Below are 14,292 nucleotides of genomic sequence, written 5' to 3'. Positions count from 1 at the left end.
GGTAGGGCCCCGGCGCCGGTTGGGTTCCGGTGCCGGGGCTGGGGCGGGAGGTGTCAGGTGCGGGCGGTGGCGAGGCGAAGGGCGACGGTGCCCAGGCCGTTGCAGGAGCGGCAGTTGACCGGCGTGGTGTCGCGGGAGCCGTCGCGGCGGATGAGGCCGGTGGCGATGTGGGCACGGCCGAAGCCGTGGCAGTCGCGGCAGATCCGGGCGGGGGACGTGGTGGGCTGGGGCATCATGGGCGTGTCTCCTTCATCGGGCTTCGGTCCGGGCAGGGGTGCGGCCTCGGGGCGGTCGGATGCTTGGCGGCTTTTGCCGCCCCGAGGCCGGTCGAACAGGTCAGATGCCGAGTGCGAGGGCACGGGCGGCAGTGCGGTCGAGCAGGTGGTGAACGTCGGCCTGACGGGTCGTCGGGGCGTCGTTGTAGACGTCCGGGGAGCTGACGGGCCGCCCCGTGGCGTGGAGGAGCTGCATCACCTGGTTGCGGGCCCGGCCGACGGTGGCGGGGGTGCCGTAGCCGTGGGCGAGGACGGCGGCCTGGGCGCCGAGGAGGCAGACCCGGCCGGCGTCGTCCCACAGGGCGCCCTGCAGCCAGCCCGCGTGCTGGATGTAGCGGGAGGTCAGCCGCAGGTGGTCCGCGATGGTGACCGGGACCGGGCGGGCCGGGCGGTGGGCGATCCGGTCCAGCAGGGTGGGCCGGGGTGCCGGGAAGCCCGCGTTCCAGGACTGCACGGTGCTGCCGTACGTGCAGATCAGCGGGACGGCCACGCGGGCGTTCTGCGGCAGGGAGGCGAGGTACGCCTCGATCTCGGCGACCAGGAGCGCGCCGTCCGGGCCGAGGCCGAGCGTCTGCGGGAGGAGCAGGGTGGCGGGCATCGCGGTTCCTCCGGTTCTACTTGGGCGTGACGGCGCTGACGCCGGTGCGGGTGGTCTGGTCGATGAGCGGGGCCACGAAGGTGTCGGCGACGTAGAAGCCGAAGAGGGCGATCAGGACGACGACCCACAGGCGCAGGCCGAGCATCTTCACGGCGGCCCAGGTGGCGGCGCCGAGGACGAGGACCAGGGGCAGGGTGACGTTCATGGCGGGTCTCCTGTCAGCGGATGGAGCAGCGGTGGGTTCGGGCGGCGATCTCGGCGGCGGCACGCGAGTCGTAGTCGGCGGAGAAGCCGCAGCGCGGGGCGGTGCACACCGCGGTGTGCCTCTCGCGACCCCGGCCGTCGTAGTAGGTGGCGACCTGCACGGGGCCGATGCGGATCACGTTGCGCGGGCGGATGGGCCGGACCATGGGGGTACCTCCGTCAGGTGAGTTGGGCGGCGATGGCGGCGGCGAGCTGGGGCGGGACGCCGAGGCGGATGCGCAGGGTGTCGGTGTCCATCGGGGTGCCGGTGCGGGCGCGGTGGTCGTCGACGACCTTGCGGGCGTGGTCGATCAGCGCGGCCGGTACGGCGATCGGCGCCGGAGCGGCGGCCGGCAGGGCGGGCACCGGCTCAGGGGCGGAAACGGCTTCCGGCACCTGGTGGTGCTCCCCGATCTGCTCTGACTCGGCTTCGTAGAGCGGGAGTTGAGCCTCATCGGCGTCGACGCCCCAGGCCGATTCGGGCTCGGCGGGAGTATCGTGCGGTGCCGGCCGGGAGTGGGCGAGCAGGGTGCCGCCGAAGAAGGCCAGTGCGGGCCAACCGGCGACGAGGATACGGAGCCAGGCCGGGACGTTGCCCAGGTCGAGCAGTCCGGCGGTGGCGACGTTGGCGCCGAGGGAGGCCGCCAGCGCGATCAGGAACCAGGTCCAGGCCGCGCGGGCAGTGGCACCGGAAGCGCGCAGGGTCCGCATGCGGTGCCAGGCGGCGACCAGCAGCAGGTCCACCGAGATCGGGTAGGCCCATGCCTTCCAGCCCAACTGCCCTGCAGCTTCGGCCAGATCGTGCAGGTGGGCGAAGGAGAGGGCCCCGGCGATGGCGGCTTGGACGAGGACGGGGTCCGGTCGGGGCAGGCGCATCGGTGGACCTCCTTCCGTGAACGGCGCCCTGGTCGAGGGCGTGACGGGGTAGGGGCTTGGCGCGATGCGGTCGCGCCGGCCGATGCGGTGAATGGGTCAGTCGGTCAGCAGCCGCGGCTTCGCCAGCGACGGGCCGTGGCCCTGGGCGGGCACCACCGGGCGGGCCGGGCGGAACGCGGCGAGGATGGGCAGGTCCGGGGCGAGGTGCGCGTTCTCCCGGCAGATGCGGGCCGCATCCGCGATGGACAGGTACGGGGCCCGGATGCGGGACCAGCCTCCGGAGGAGTCACCCGCGACCGCGACGCCGGGGGTCTCCGGGGCGATCTGGGTCGCGGCGAAGGCGGCTTCCGGCGAGATGTCGCCGAGGCCCATCTCGGCGGTCGGCTTGTCGTTCACGCGGTGGACCACCCGGCCGGTGAGCTGGGCACGGAGCATCGTGGCACCCTTGCCCAGCTCAGAGCCGAAACGCTGGCCGCAGACCTCCAGGAACACCCCCGCCGCACGGCCGAGTTGGGCGAGCCGGATCAGCTGGGTGACCATGTGGTCCCGGCGTTCCTCCTCCTTGCGGGTGGCGACGAGGAACAGCTCGGCCACCTCGTCCACGAGCAGGACGATCGGCACCGGCCGCAGCTCGGCGGGCAGCCCCCACACGTCCGAGGTGATCTCGCCGTCGGCCACGCTGCCGGGGATCCCCTGGTATCGGCGGATGAGCTCGTACCGCTGCTCCATCTCGTCCACCAGGGCGTCGAGCACCGAGCGTGCTTCGTCCGGGTCGGTGGCCAGTGCGGACAGCCGAGGGGCGAACGGGGCGTGCTCGACCCCGCGCTTGCAGTCGATCCCGACCAACGCGACGTTCCGCTTGGCGAGTTCGGCGATCAGGTTGCGCAGGTACACCGACTTGCCGGAGAGCGTCGCGCCGAGGGTGAGGCAGTGGGGCACCGCCCGGTAGTCCCGGACGAAGGCCGTCCCGTCACCCCGCAGCGCCACCGGCACCAGCAGCTCACCGGCCGCTAGGCGGCGCGGCATCCGCACCTTGCGGAGCACGTCGTAGCCGGTCATCCGCAACTCGACCAGGCCGGGGCCGAGCACGACCACGTTGACGGAGTGGACTCCCCAGGCGTGCCGCAGGCGTTCGGCCGAGGCCACCACGTCGGCGGGCTCCTGCCCCGGGGCGAGCCGGAGCCGGACGCGCAGTCCGGTCATGGTCGGCCGCACCCTGCGGATCTTCGGCGGCACCGGCCGGATCTCCCGGCGGGTGGTCGCCCGCAGGAGGAAAACCCGGAGCCGGGAGGGCTCCACCGTCAGGCCGCAGGCGTCCATGGTGCTGCCGTAGGTCGCGGTGAACCGAGCCGCAGTGGCCGGGAGTCCGACCGTGGTCCAGTACGCGGCCGGCGCCTTGGCCCGGGCGTACGCCGCACCACCGAGCAGAGCGGCGGCCGGGGCACCGACCTCAGCGAGCGTCAGCAGATCCGACATCGCCGTCAGCCGTTCACAGCGGCCGGGACGAGGGACGTGATGGCCGCCGCGCGGAACGAAATCCCGTGCCGCTTCTGGCCGTTGAACTCGTTCTCCCAGGATCGCGCCCGCAGCCCGATCAGCGTGACCGGCATCCCGATGCCCAGCCCCTCGGACACGCCGGTCTCCGGCACCACGACGGTGTAGAGGTTCGCCTCCCCCTCATCCGCGATGGTCAGGCCGACGGTCAGCATCCGAGCCCCGGTCTCACGGTCGATGGCGACCTCACCGGTCTGCTTGCTCACCAGCTTGGGCGCGGGCGGGACGACCACGAAGACGAAGGCGGTCGAAGTGTCGATCTTGAAGGTGGCCATGGCCGATCTTCTCCCCTAGAAGAGGGAAGCTCATGCACTCATGTACATGAGCGAGTGATAGAAGAGTGCCCGACTCCTGTATATGAGTCAACCCACTGCGGGAAGAATCCGGCAGTGGGTTGCGGAAGTTGAGGTTCCGTCAGTCCTTCGCGGCGAACCGGTAGTCGAGAACGAACTGGTCAGCGGCCATCACCGTGTCGCAGACCTCGACCACGCGGCCGGCCGAAGTCGTGGCGTTGCGGACGAGATGGATCACCGGCGACCCCGGGCTCAGCGCGAGGGAGGACGACTCCGCCTTGCTGGCGAGCCGGGCCCGCACCGTCTCGGTGAACTCCGCCAGGCCGTAGCCGTGCTCTTCGAGCCGGGCGTAGATCCCACCTCCGCCGGGGTTCTCGGCGAACATCTCCGGGATGTCCTTCACCACGTCCCACGGCAGGTAGGAGGTCGCCTCCTCCGTGGGAGTCCCGTCACGGAAGTACCGCCGCTTGCGGGCCAACACCTGGGCGCCGGCCGGAACTTCGAGCCGCTCAGCGATCTCGGGCGGGGCCGGAGTCGGGCCCACGAAGAGCACGTTCACGGAGGGAACACCGCCGGACTGCTCAGCCTCAGCCAGGTACGCAGCCTTGCCCGCGAGCCGATGGGCGCGGCGGAATCGGTCCGAGGACTTGCGCTGCACCGGGGGACGGGAGCGGACGAAGGAGCCGCGGCCGTGGTGGGTCTCGATCAGCTGAGTCGTCCTCAGCTCCGCGACTGCCTTCCGGACGGTGCCGGACGCCACGCCGTAACGCTCCATCAACTCTGACTCGCTCGGAACCGCCGCTCCAGGAGCCAGGACCCCCGAACGGATCTGCGCGGCAAGGTCATCCGCGATCTGCTGGTACTTCGCCTTGGCCGTCGAGGCCGCTTCACCGCTCGCCATAGTCCTTCTCAGACTCCTATTCTCCTGTACATGAGTATCAACCCCCCGCATCAACATCTTCAACCGTCGACGCCCCTCCACTCTGTGTCCGTGGCCGGCGTCGTGGTGCGCGAAGACGGGCGGGTCCTGGCTATCCGCCGAGCCGACAACGGCACCTGGGAGCCCCCGGGCGGCGTGCTCGAACTGGGCGAGACCCTGGAGGACGGCGTCCGCCGCGAGGTCTTCGAGGAGACAGGCATCAACGTCCAGGTGGACCGCCTCACCGGCGTGTACAAGAACATGGTCCGGGGCGTCGTCGCGCTGGTCTTCCGCTGCACCCCCGAGGGCGGGCACGAGCAGCTGTCCGACGAGTCGACGGCCGTCTCCTGGCTCACCCCTGACGAGGTCACGGCCACCATGGGCGAGGTCTACGCGATCAGGATCACTGACGCGCTCCAGGACGAGGCGCCGCACGTCCGCGCCCACGACGGGAAGACGTTGGCCCTGGTAGGTGAGTGAGTAAAAACTTTCTTTACGGGTTCAAGGGCGCGCAAGCGCGCCGCGCGCGGCCCCAGCCGCTCGCCGCCGCTCCTGTCTTCGCCCCGCTTCGGCGGCGGCCGGCCGCGCCAGGCGACGGACGATCCGAGGTGGGCCAACCCCGCCGTGGCTGGGGGCGGGCGGCTCCGCGGTTTTACCCACCTGTCGAGCCCGGGGCCCGCACCGAGCAAGACCGGGGGGCCACTCGGCCAGATTGCGGGCAGGCGAGGAGCCTGCCCGATTCGCGGGTCAGCTTACGGCCCCCCGATCATGCTCGGACCCAACCCCGACAGGACACCGGCCAAAACCGCTCCACCACCCACGTGATCAAGGCTCAACCAGGCGATAGGACTTAGGGGTTGCGCGCCGCTAGGCTCTAGCGACCAGTGCCGAACGGCCCGGCTGTCAGAGCGGGAGCATAACGTCGGCTCAGACAGTGGGGAGGAACTGTGGCTGCCGCTAGTCCATACCGTCGAGTCAACACACTGACATACCTGGGCATTGCAGGTGGAGTGCTCGTGGCTGGACTCGCCCTTCTCTATGTAGCAGGGCTGAAGGACGTTGCAGCCCATCCCGGCATCGCCGCCTTCCTGAACCAGCTAGCCGGGCTGGTGATCGCTGGCGTAGCCCTCGCCTTGATCTGGGAATTCATGGGAAGGCGTTCGTTTCTCAACGAGACCCTTGAGATCCTGCGCCTGAAGAACGACATCGTTTCAGCTGGCCTTGAATTCATTGGGACCGATTACACCAAGGCGATCGACTGGGATGACCATCTAAAGTCAGCGAAGCATCTCGATATCTTTGCGGCTTGGGCGGCCACTTGGAGAAACACGCACCAGGCGAAGCTGACGGCGATGGCCGGGCGCACGGGCGCCAAGATCCGCGTCTGCCTCCCAGACCCCACAGACAACACCTGCGTCAAGCTGCTGGCCAATCGCTTCCACATGAGTGCAGCACAGGTCCGCGCGAAGCTTAACGAGGCCATCGACGGGTACAAGGCTCTAGACGCATACGCCGGCACAGGCCGAGTGGAGATCTACACGTCCACTGTGCTTCGAGCCTTCACTGCCTATCGGGTGGACGATCACTTCGTTGTCACTCTCTACCACCACAAGGACAGCCGAAGCGGCACAGTCCCAGCGTTCACCTGCCACAAGGGCGGTTCGCTGTTCGACTTCTTCGAAGACGACCTAGAGGGGGTTTTGAATGCAAGCACGAAACTCTACCCCTGAGCCCGGCAGGGTAGGGCCTGTCCAGATTCTCTCGGGAGACCTGTCTCAGGTCGCGTTCGAGGGCCTGCTGGGGGCCGGTTGCGTCGCATGGGACATCGAAACCAACGGGCTCGACCCAGAGACATCAGAGATCGGCACGTGTCAGCTACACGCGCCGAGCGTAGGCACCTTCGTGGTGAAGGATCTCGCCGGCCGGTCCCCGGCCCTTTTGGCCAGGCTCCTGGCAGACGCCTCAGTGGTGAAGGTCTTCCACCACGCGCCATTCGACCTTTCATTTATGGCATACGCATGGAAGGTGGAGCCGAGCAATATTCGGTGCACCAAGATTGCAGCCAAGATCGTCGAACCTCGCGTAGCGCCAGGGAACCACTCTCTCAAGTACCTGATGCGACGCCATTTCGGCGTTGAGCTAGACAAGTCCGTCCGATTTACCGACTGGACCGCCGATGCGCTGACCAGTCGCCAAGTGGCCTACGCGGTCGGAGATGTCGAACTCCTCTTGGAGCTCTACGGGATTCTCTACGAAGAGCTGTCAGAGAAGAACCTATCTGACCTCTACATGGAAACCTGCAAGTTCCTTCCAACCCAGACCAGGCTCCGGCTTCTAGGCTGCCCCAACCCCTTCGACTACTAGGTCGAAGCGCGAGCTCCAGCTGACCTCCGGGTTCAGCAGGCTGCTCACTGAGTGTCTAACTGAGCTACAACAACCTCGCACCCTGGCGAACGACCACGGACGTTCGGGGATCATGTGTGCAGGTCAGCGATGGTTCGCTCGCAGGTGGTGGTGCTCCTCGGGTTGCTTCGGGACGAAGAGGCCGTGGGTTCAAATCCCGCCACCCCGACCCAGTGCAGAGGCCCTGCCGGAGAAATCCGGCAGGGCCTCTGTCGTTTTTGGTGGCCGGGCCTCGGGTGGGGTCCGGCGGGGGCGTACGTGGCTGGCCTGGGGGCGTGGCCGTGTGACGGTTGGTCAGGTGCCGGTGGGGCGGGCGGGTCGTGGCGGGTGGGTGTGCGGAGGGGCCCTGCCTGGGGTGTCGGGCAGGGCCCCTGCTGTTGGGTGACCGTTCGTCAGGAGCGGGTCAGGGGGTCAGACCTTGTTCCAGGTGTCGGTGGACCAGAGCGCGCCGCCCTTGCCGGGGCCGCCGTCGGACTTGTAGATGACGAAGTTGCCGTCGTCCTGGAGGAGGGCGTAGGCGCCGGGGTTGTTGTAGGTGCCGGCCGCCCAGGTGACCTGTGCGGGGTGCATCCAGTCGCGCAGCAGGAGGTTGCCGTCGGCCTGCATCACCAGCTCGATGATCGGGTACGGGACGTTGTACGTGCCGCTGGACCAGATGGCCTTGCCGTCGCTCTTGCGGTAGATGACGACGTTGTGGTCGGCCTGCACGATCATCCACACCGTGGCGGTCTGGGCCCAGTCACCGTCGAACCAGTAGTTGTAGGAGTTGTCGCCCTGGACCGCGCACAGGCGCGTGCCGCGCTCGCGGGTGCCGTTCCAGAAGTCGGTCTGCCAGTTGTAGTTCTTGCGCCCCAGGACCATGAGGGCGCCGTCCCAGCGCAGGTAGGCCTTGGGCGTGCGGTCGGTCTTGGTGCCGTAGGAGTTGGAGCTCCAGAGGGCGCCGCCGGACTCGGGGCCGCCGCCCGCGCGGTAGACGACGAAGTTGCCGTCCTGCTGCATGGTGACGTAGGCGCCGGGGTTGTTGTAGGTGCCGGTGCTCCAGAGCGGGAGGCGCGGGCCGCCGGGGTTGCCGAGGGCGTAGGTCACCAGGTTGCCGTCGGGCTGCATGACCAGCTCGGTGGAGCCGCTGGGGCTGGTGATCTTCTGGCCCGAGGTGAGCTTCTCGCCGATGTTGATGACGGTCTGCCGGTCGGAGTAGGCAAGGTCACAGGCTGCCGGGTCGACTGCGGCCGGGGCGGCGGCGAACGACCTGGCGGCGGGCGCGGCGGAGGCCTTCTCCGCAGCTGCCGCGGCGGCTGCGGCGGCTGCGGCGCCGGAGGCCGCGGCGGCCCGCGCGTCGGCGGGGCCGGACTTGCCCGCAGCGGCCGGAGCGCCGGGAGTGCCCGGGGCGCCCGGCGTGCCCGGGGCGGCGTGCGCCGCGATCGGTGCCGTGCCGGCCAGGGCGGAGGCGGCGAGCAGGGATATGAACGCGCTGCGGAGCAGGCGGTGGCGCATGGGTGCTTTCCCCCGTGGTCGATCTGTCCGGGGCGTCGGTGCGACGACCCCTGAGCACGCGCGTATCCCGCCGGCACGGCGGCCGTCGGGATACGGACGAATCTCGTCAATGGTCACTGTAATCGTGTGGGACCGGTGTGACATACGGGGTTTTGGTGGCGGTGCGCCGACCCGTCAGCCCTCCGGCGGGCGGTGGGCCGGGAGGAGGAGGGCGGGGAGGAGGGCGAGGGTGAGGAGGAGGGCGGCGGCGGTGTAGGCGGTGGGGAAGCCGGTGGTGGTGAGGAGGGTGGAGATCAGGGCGGTGCCGGAGGCGGCCCAGAGTTGGGAGTTGATGCTGAGGGCGGTGCCGGCGGCGGCGAGGCGGTCCGTGGGGAGGGCCCTGGTGGCGGTGGTCATGGTGGGCATCAGGACGGTGCCGGCTCCGGCACCCATGAGCATGGCGGAGGCGACCAGCCGCCAGGCGGGGACGGTGGGGTCGGCGATCTGGGCGGCGGTCAGGGCCATGCCGAGGGCGCCGAGGGCGACGCCGGCCGGGATCAGGCGGCGGGGTGGGGTGCGGTCGATCCGGCGGGCGGCGAGCTGCATGGCGAGGCCGACGGTGAGGCCGACGGGGGCGCCGAGCAGGCCAGCGGTGGTGGTGGAGAGGCCGCGGACCTGCTGCCAGTAGACCGGGCCGAGCAGCATCGAGCCGAAGTAGCCGCTGACGAAGAGGGCCAGGGTGATGACGGACACCGTGAAGGTGCGGTCGCGGAGCAGCCGGAGGTCGAGGAGGGGCTGACGGGCGGTCAGGGCGTGGCGGACGAAGGCGGCGATCAGGACGGCTCCGGCGAGGGCCGGGAGGGCGGCGCCGGGGGTGGTGAGGTCGCCGCGTTCGCCGCCGAGGGTGAGGCCGTAGAGGAGGAGGGCCAGGCCGGGCGGGAGGGTGAGCAGGCCGGGGAGGTCGAGGCGGGGCGCGACGTCCGAGGAAGCGGCGGAGGCGGGTGCGTCGGGGCGGAGGAGGAGGGCGGCGAGGGTCAGTGCCAGGGCGCCGACCGGCAGGTTGACCAGGAAGATCCAGCGCCAGTCCGCGACGTCCAGCAGCCAGCCGCCGAGGACCGGGCCGAGCACCGGGCCGATCAGGACGGGCAACCCGGAGAGGGCCATGGCCCGGCCGAGCCGGTTGCGGTCGGCGGCCCGCATCACCATCGTCATGCCGACCGGCATCAGCAGACCTCCGCCGAGGCCCTGGACGGCGCGGAAGGCGATCAGGCTGCCCGCGCTCCAGGCGCAGGCGGCGAGCAGCGAGCCGAGGGTGAAGAGGGCGAGGGCGGTCAGGTAGCTGCGCTTGGCGCCGATCCGGCCCATCGCCCAGGCGGCGGTGGGAACGACGGCGGCGAGCGCCAGGGTGTAGGCGGTGGCGGTCCACTGGACGGTCTCCAGCGGGGCGGCGAATGCGGTGGTGAGGCTGCGCAGGGCGACGTTGACGATGGTGATGTCGAGCACCGACATCACCGAGCCGGTGATGACCACCAGGAGGGTGCGGTTGAGCACCGAGGAGGAGGGAGGGGAGGAGGCGGGAGCGGAGGGAGGAGAGGCGGGGGTGGTGCGTGCGGTGGACACGGCGGCGCCTCAGCCCTGGTATGGGTGGGCGGCCCGGGCGGCCCGCAAGGCGCGCCCCCACCAGGCCAGTTGGCCGAGCATGCCCTTGGCCGCTCCCTCGGCGACGGCAGGGTCGCGCGGGGCGCCGTCGGGGCCGAGACCGGACCAGGGGCCGTGCAGGCTGACCGTGTCGCGGACCGTGGTGGCGTGCAACTCGGCGAAGACCAGCCGGAGTTGTTCGACGGCGCGCAGTCCGCCGCCGAGGCCGCCGTAGGAGACGAAGCCGACCGGCTTGGCGTGCCAGGGGCCCATGTGCCAGTCGAGCAGGTTCTTCAGGGCGGCTGGGAAGCTGTGGTTGTACTCGGGCGTGACGATCACGAAGGCGTCGGCGGCGGTCAGGCGGGGCGTGACGTCGGCCAGCGCGGCGGCGACCTCGGCGGACGGCTCGCTCCCCCACTTCGGCATCGCCAGGGGGAGGTCGACCTCGGCGAGGTCGATCACGTCGTACACCGCGCCGCCCTGACGCGCGGCCACGCCCAGGAACCAGTCGGCGACGGCGGGCCCGTGGCGGCCCTCGCGGACGCTGGCCACGATCACGGCGACGCGCAGCGGCAGCTCCGCGGGGGAAGTGACGGCGGCCGACGGGTGAACGGCGTTGACGGACATGGGTGTTCCCCTCCCTGACGGACCGCCCGGTGCGGCCCGACGTCGAGTAAAGTACAACGAGCGTTGTCACAACGATAACGGTCGTTGTACCTAGGTCGGCGGTAGGAGAGGCAGGAGGAGGGACGGGCATGACGGGCATGACGGGCAGCAGCAACGACGCCTGGGTGGCGCAGGCACGGGAGACGGTGCCGCCGCGCCGGCTGGAGAAGCAGATGGCGATGGCGAGCGCGGCCTGCGGCGTGTTCGGCCGCGAGGGCTACGCGCGGGCCTCGGTGGACACGCTCGCGGCCGCCGCAGCGGTCTCCACCCGGACGCTCTACAACCACTTCCCCGGCGGCAAGGCCCAGCTCTTCGAGGCCGTCATCCGGTGGACCGCGGGCCAGGTCAAGGACGCCCAACTGGGGCTCCTGGCAGCGATGTTGGACCCTGCAAGGCCGCCCCACCCCGAGGACCTGGAGCGCGACCTGACGGCCGTGGCCCGGGCCTTCGTCGAGCTGATGGCCGCCTACCCGGACCACTTCGCCCTGGTGCGGCACATCCACGCCGAGGCCGGCCACGTGCCGGCGGAGGTGCTGGCCACCTGGCAGGAGGCCGGACCGGCGCCGGTCGCCCGCGCACTGGCCGAGGCCCTCGGCGGGCTGGCCTCGGCGGGCCTGCTCGACCTGCACGGCGACCCGGAGTTGGCCGCCACCCACTTCATGGCGCTCGGCTCGCAGCCGATCGTCCACCTCTCCCACTACGGCGTCCTGCCCCTGCCGCCCGAGCGGATCGACCGCCTGGTCACCGGCGGTGTCGCCGCCTTCCTCCGGGCCTACCGGGCCGGGAGTTAGGCGGCGGGCCTAGGCTGGCGCCGGCACCCGCCGAGGCGCCGGACTCAGGGCCGGGGCGGGGCGGGCCGCGGCGGGGCAAGGACGAGCGCGAGAAGAAGAGGAAGAGGGGTACGGGCATGGCGGAGGCACTGATCACCGGGGTCGGCGGGCTCGAACCGCAGGTGGACCCGGGGGCGTACGTGGCGCCGAACGCGGTGGTGGTCGGCGCCGTGACGGTGGGGGCCGGGGCGAGCGTCTGGTACGGGGCGGTGCTGCGCGGGGACGCGGAGACCATCACCGTCGGCCCCGACACCAACATCCAGGACAACTGCACGGTGCACGCCGATCCGGGCTTCCCGGCGGTGCTCGGGGCGCGGATCTCGGTCGGCCACAACGCGGTGCTGCACGGCTGCGTGGTGGAGGACGACGTCCTGGTCGGGATGAACTCCACCGTCCTCAACGGGGCCCGCATCGGCACCGGTTCGCTGATCGCCGCCGGGGCCGTGGTGCCGCAGGGCATGCAGGTACCGCCCGGCTCGCTGGTGGCCGGGGTGCCCGCCAAGGTGAAGCGCGCGCTGACGGAGGAGGAGAAGGCCGGCATCAAGGCCAACGGCGAGGGCTACCTGCTGCTCGCCCGCGCCCATGCGGAGATCCCCGGGAACTGACCCGACGTCACCCGAGCCGACCGACCGGCGGAGCCGACCACCCGAGCCGACCGGCGGAGCCGGCCGCTCAGCGGAGCTCGCCCGCGGGGAGGGACATCGACCCCTCGGCCGCGGGACCCTCGCCCCGGAGCGCGTCGGCCAGCAGGGCGTGCAGGCGGGCCGGGACGAGGGGGCCGGTGGCGAGGGTGGCAGCGAGGGCGGGGAGGAGGTTGGGGGGCAGGGTGCGCGGATCGCCGATGAGGACGGACTCGTCGGGGAAGGTGAGCAGGACGAGGGGAGCGCCGTCGTCGAGCTCGGCGTGGTACCAGCTGACCCTGTTCATCTGACCCCCTTCCCGGTGGCGGTGGACGCGTTCGACCGAGATGGAATCGAACGTACACCCGATTATGGGGGCTGGCGAGAAGCGCGCGGAACCGCAATACCGCACGGGTCTGACAGACGGGGCCGCGGCGAGGGCGGGGACAGCACCGGAGATCCGCCCGGATCAGCCTCCGGCGGGGCCTTCCGGGTTCGAACGGCGGGCCACGAAGTCCTCCACCACCGCGCGGACCTTGGGCAGGTCGGCGGGGTCGAGCTCGACGAGGTGGGCCACGATGGCGCGGGCGTCGGCGGGCAGGCCGGTGAGCTCGGTGGTGACGTAGTCGAGGTACTGGGCGGCGGCGGCGCGCTGGACCCGGGCCAGCGGCAGGCCGAGGCCGGTGGCGAGGGCGCGCAGGACCTGGGGCTCGGGGGCGCGGACCACCTCGTTGCGCACCAGTTTGTGCAGCCAGGTGGTGCCGGGGCGGTAGCCGGTGGCCGGGTCGACGGTGGCCTCGGTGAGCCGGCGGAAGGTCATCCCCGGGCGGTCGAGCGCCTCGCGGACCAGCACCGAGAGCGCATCGTCGGCGCCGCCGGCCGTCGTCCCAGGCATCTCGTGCTCTCTCCCTCGCGGCCACCGGCCCCGCTCTGGGGCGCGGACATCGACCCGGACCGTCGCCCCCGGTCGGTCGGCGCGCGAACAGCCGCGTTCGCGACCGAGGCTAACAGCGCCAACCGGCCGATGCTGCCACTTCCCCCACCCCTCCCACCAGCCCGTTTCGCTCCGGGCGGCGCCGTTCGAAATAATTCGAATACGTGTTCGCGTTCGCGAACGCATCTAGGTAAGGTCCTGTCCGCAGCCCAGCGGTACCGCGACCCCCTCAGTACAGCGAGCCCAGCGGCAGAGAGCCCAGCAGCACAGAGCAGCAGCAGGAGGCACCGTGTCCACGCCGACCCAGTTCTTCGGAGTCCCGATCCACCGCAGCCGCCGCCCCGTCGCCACCCGGGTGCCCCAACGGCCGCTCTCGGCGCTGCGGCCGCTGTTCGAAGCGGTGCAGCGGGACCCGGTGATCGCGGCGTTCGGCTGGTCGCAGTCCGGTCCGGTGCCGGACGAGCACGGGCGGACCGCCGGGCTGCGGATCGGGCCGCCGTGGTTCCGCACCACCACCGACCACGCCGAACAGGATCTCTACGCGCTCTCCCTCGACCTCCCCCACCCCAGCCTCGGCGGCCACCGCTACGGGCCCGGCGCCACCTCGCTGCGGTGGCGCCGGCTGCCGTACCAGGGGCCGGACGAGGAGCGGTTCGGCCGCGCCAAACGGCTGGCCGACGCCCTGGAGTCCGGCGCCTTCGACCGCGCCCTGGCCGAGTCCTTCGGCGGCGGCCGGGGCGCCACCGACGTCACCGTCTGGCGCGACCGCATCCGCGTCGTGGAGACCACCCTGGACTGAGCCCCCGAACGGAGCGGGAACCGCCCCGGGCCGGAGGCCGGAACGGAGCCCGGAACGGAGCCCGGAACGGAGCCACGGCCGGAACGGGGCCGGCGCCGCTGACGGCCGGAACGGGACTCGCGCCGCTGACGGCCGGTCAGGTCGGCCAACCCCTGCTGGAGCACCCCCCGG

General features: G+C 71.3%; 19 protein-coding genes. 6 read left to right on the top strand and 13 right to left on the bottom strand.

Annotation, left to right across the window (positions count from 1 at the left end; genetic code table 11):
• Window positions 1–53: 53 nt before the first annotated feature.
• The 8 genes from ACWEPF_RS01390 to ACWEPF_RS01355 form a co-directional block, all read right to left on the bottom strand.
• A complete protein-coding gene (locus ACWEPF_RS01390; protein WP_452170923.1) occupies window positions 54–236 on the bottom strand; it encodes a hypothetical protein in 183 nt (60 codons plus the stop codon).
• 100 nt (window positions 237–336) lie between these two features.
• The gene (locus ACWEPF_RS01385) at window positions 337–873 is read right to left on the bottom strand and encodes a DUF6197 family protein (RefSeq protein ID WP_452170922.1); all 537 of its coding nucleotides are present in this window, start codon (window positions 871–873) and stop codon (window positions 337–339) included.
• A 16-nt stretch (window positions 874–889) separates the two neighbouring features.
• Window positions 890–1,078 carry a hypothetical protein gene (locus ACWEPF_RS01380; protein WP_449796083.1) on the bottom strand — a complete coding sequence of 63 codons (189 nt, stop codon included), beginning with the start codon at window positions 1,076–1,078 and terminating at the stop codon, window positions 890–892.
• 13 nt (window positions 1,079–1,091) lie between these two features.
• Window positions 1,092–1,283 (bottom strand): mobile element transfer protein, encoded by a 192-nt coding sequence (locus tag ACWEPF_RS01375; RefSeq protein ID WP_452170921.1) that lies wholly within the window; start codon window positions 1,281–1,283, stop codon window positions 1,092–1,094.
• A 13-nt stretch (window positions 1,284–1,296) separates the two neighbouring features.
• Entirely contained in the window at window positions 1,297–1,992 is a 696-nt protein-coding gene (locus tag ACWEPF_RS01370; protein WP_452170920.1) for a DUF2637 domain-containing protein, read from the bottom strand.
• A gap of 96 nt (window positions 1,993–2,088) precedes the next feature.
• Entirely contained in the window at window positions 2,089–3,468 is a 1,380-nt protein-coding gene (locus ACWEPF_RS01365) for an FtsK/SpoIIIE domain-containing protein (protein WP_452170919.1), read from the bottom strand.
• Between the two features lie 5 nt (window positions 3,469–3,473).
• A complete protein-coding gene (locus tag ACWEPF_RS01360; RefSeq protein ID WP_452170918.1) occupies window positions 3,474–3,821 on the bottom strand; it encodes an SCO3933 family regulatory protein in 348 nt (115 codons plus the stop codon).
• 139 nt (window positions 3,822–3,960) lie between these two features.
• The gene (locus tag ACWEPF_RS01355) at window positions 3,961–4,740 is read right to left on the bottom strand and encodes a GntR family transcriptional regulator (RefSeq protein ID WP_452170944.1); all 780 of its coding nucleotides are present in this window, start codon (window positions 4,738–4,740) and stop codon (window positions 3,961–3,963) included.
• Between the two features lie 18 nt (window positions 4,741–4,758).
• On the opposite strand from ACWEPF_RS01355, the gene ACWEPF_RS01350 reads away from it, so the two are divergent.
• From ACWEPF_RS01350 to ACWEPF_RS01340, 3 genes are all read left to right on the top strand, one after another.
• Window positions 4,759–5,238, top strand: coding sequence for an NUDIX hydrolase (locus ACWEPF_RS01350; RefSeq protein ID WP_452170943.1), 480 nt, complete (start codon window positions 4,759–4,761; stop codon window positions 5,236–5,238).
• 536 nt (window positions 5,239–5,774) lie between these two features.
• Window positions 5,775–6,488 (top strand): hypothetical protein, encoded by a 714-nt coding sequence (locus ACWEPF_RS01345; RefSeq protein WP_452170917.1) that lies wholly within the window; start codon window positions 5,775–5,777, stop codon window positions 6,486–6,488.
• Window positions 6,463–7,122, top strand: a complete 660-nt coding sequence (locus ACWEPF_RS01340) for a ribonuclease D (RefSeq protein ID WP_452170916.1) — start codon at window positions 6,463–6,465, stop codon at window positions 7,120–7,122. The genes ACWEPF_RS01345 and ACWEPF_RS01340 overlap by 26 nt, the downstream gene beginning before the upstream one ends.
• A gap of 450 nt (window positions 7,123–7,572) precedes the next feature.
• On the opposite strand, the gene ACWEPF_RS01335 is transcribed toward ACWEPF_RS01340, so the two are convergent.
• The 3 genes from ACWEPF_RS01335 to ACWEPF_RS01325 all read right to left on the bottom strand — a co-directional run bounded on the left by ACWEPF_RS01335 (window position 7,573) and on the right by ACWEPF_RS01325 (window position 10,899).
• Entirely contained in the window at window positions 7,573–8,655 is a 1,083-nt protein-coding gene (locus ACWEPF_RS01335) for a hypothetical protein (protein WP_452170915.1), read from the bottom strand.
• 174 nt (window positions 8,656–8,829) lie between these two features.
• Window positions 8,830–10,254 carry a DHA2 family efflux MFS transporter permease subunit gene (locus tag ACWEPF_RS01330; protein ID WP_452170914.1) on the bottom strand — a complete coding sequence of 475 codons (1,425 nt, stop codon included), beginning with the start codon at window positions 10,252–10,254 and terminating at the stop codon, window positions 8,830–8,832.
• Between the two features lie 9 nt (window positions 10,255–10,263).
• Window positions 10,264–10,899, bottom strand: coding sequence for an NADPH-dependent FMN reductase (locus tag ACWEPF_RS01325; RefSeq protein WP_452170913.1), 636 nt, complete (start codon window positions 10,897–10,899; stop codon window positions 10,264–10,266).
• A gap of 128 nt (window positions 10,900–11,027) precedes the next feature.
• Here ACWEPF_RS01325 and ACWEPF_RS01320 point away from each other — a divergent pair, with 128 nt between their 5' ends.
• Together ACWEPF_RS01320 and ACWEPF_RS01315 are read left to right on the top strand one after the other, a co-directional pair.
• A complete protein-coding gene (locus ACWEPF_RS01320) occupies window positions 11,028–11,729 on the top strand; it encodes a TetR/AcrR family transcriptional regulator (protein WP_452170912.1) in 702 nt (233 codons plus the stop codon).
• A 116-nt stretch (window positions 11,730–11,845) separates the two neighbouring features.
• Window positions 11,846–12,373, top strand: coding sequence for a gamma carbonic anhydrase family protein (locus ACWEPF_RS01315; RefSeq protein ID WP_345286982.1), 528 nt, complete (start codon window positions 11,846–11,848; stop codon window positions 12,371–12,373).
• Window positions 12,374–12,440: 67 nt separating this feature from the next.
• Here ACWEPF_RS01315 and ACWEPF_RS01310 read toward each other — a convergent pair whose 3' ends face one another.
• Together ACWEPF_RS01310 and ACWEPF_RS01305 are read right to left on the bottom strand one after the other, a co-directional pair.
• The gene (locus ACWEPF_RS01310) at window positions 12,441–12,695 is read right to left on the bottom strand and encodes a hypothetical protein (protein WP_345286984.1); all 255 of its coding nucleotides are present in this window, start codon (window positions 12,693–12,695) and stop codon (window positions 12,441–12,443) included.
• 162 nt (window positions 12,696–12,857) lie between these two features.
• On the bottom strand, window positions 12,858–13,283 hold the full coding sequence (locus tag ACWEPF_RS01305) for a hypothetical protein (protein ID WP_345286986.1): 426 nt from the start codon (window positions 13,281–13,283) through the stop codon (window positions 12,858–12,860).
• A 328-nt stretch (window positions 13,284–13,611) separates the two neighbouring features.
• On the opposite strand from ACWEPF_RS01305, the gene ACWEPF_RS01300 reads away from it, so the two are divergent.
• Complete coding sequence (locus tag ACWEPF_RS01300) at window positions 13,612–14,121, top strand: hypothetical protein (RefSeq protein WP_345286988.1); 510 nt, start codon at window positions 13,612–13,614, stop codon at window positions 14,119–14,121.
• Window positions 14,122–14,292 lie beyond the last annotated feature (171 nt).

Source organism: Kitasatospora sp. NPDC004289 (assembly GCF_053602875.1).
The sequence above is the reverse complement of the archived record's forward strand: the minus strand, read 5'-3'. Positions and strand labels throughout refer to the sequence as shown.

Bases quoted from the DNA above. Each gene is read 5' to 3' on its own strand.
- ACWEPF_RS01305 (WP_345286986.1), bottom strand. From the start codon at position 13,283: ATGCCTGGGACGACGGCCGGCGGCGCCGACGATGCGCTCTCGGTGCTG.
- ACWEPF_RS01355 (WP_452170944.1), bottom strand. From the start codon at position 4,740: ATGGCGAGCGGTGAAGCGGCCTCGACGGCCAAGGCGAAGTACCAGCAG.
- ACWEPF_RS01325 (WP_452170913.1), bottom strand. From the start codon at position 10,899: ATGTCCGTCAACGCCGTTCACCCGTCGGCCGCCGTCACTTCCCCCGCG.
- ACWEPF_RS01310 (WP_345286984.1), bottom strand. From the start codon at position 12,695: ATGAACAGGGTCAGCTGGTACCACGCCGAGCTCGACGACGGCGCTCCC.
- ACWEPF_RS01360 (WP_452170918.1), bottom strand. From the start codon at position 3,821: ATGGCCACCTTCAAGATCGACACTTCGACCGCCTTCGTCTTCGTGGTC.
- ACWEPF_RS01370 (WP_452170920.1), bottom strand. From the start codon at position 1,992: ATGCGCCTGCCCCGACCGGACCCCGTCCTCGTCCAAGCCGCCATCGCC.
- ACWEPF_RS01315 (WP_345286982.1), top strand. From the start codon at position 11,846: ATGGCGGAGGCACTGATCACCGGGGTCGGCGGGCTCGAACCGCAGGTG.
- ACWEPF_RS01320 (WP_452170912.1), top strand. From the start codon at position 11,028: ATGACGGGCATGACGGGCAGCAGCAACGACGCCTGGGTGGCGCAGGCA.
- ACWEPF_RS01340 (WP_452170916.1), top strand. From the start codon at position 6,463: ATGCAAGCACGAAACTCTACCCCTGAGCCCGGCAGGGTAGGGCCTGTC.
- ACWEPF_RS01385 (WP_452170922.1), bottom strand. From the start codon at position 873: ATGCCCGCCACCCTGCTCCTCCCGCAGACGCTCGGCCTCGGCCCGGAC.
- ACWEPF_RS01335 (WP_452170915.1), bottom strand. From the start codon at position 8,655: ATGCGCCACCGCCTGCTCCGCAGCGCGTTCATATCCCTGCTCGCCGCC.
- ACWEPF_RS01365 (WP_452170919.1), bottom strand. From the start codon at position 3,468: ATGTCGGATCTGCTGACGCTCGCTGAGGTCGGTGCCCCGGCCGCCGCT.
- ACWEPF_RS01375 (WP_452170921.1), bottom strand. From the start codon at position 1,283: ATGGTCCGGCCCATCCGCCCGCGCAACGTGATCCGCATCGGCCCCGTG.
- ACWEPF_RS01390 (WP_452170923.1), bottom strand. From the start codon at position 236: ATGATGCCCCAGCCCACCACGTCCCCCGCCCGGATCTGCCGCGACTGC.
- ACWEPF_RS01380 (WP_449796083.1), bottom strand. From the start codon at position 1,078: ATGAACGTCACCCTGCCCCTGGTCCTCGTCCTCGGCGCCGCCACCTGG.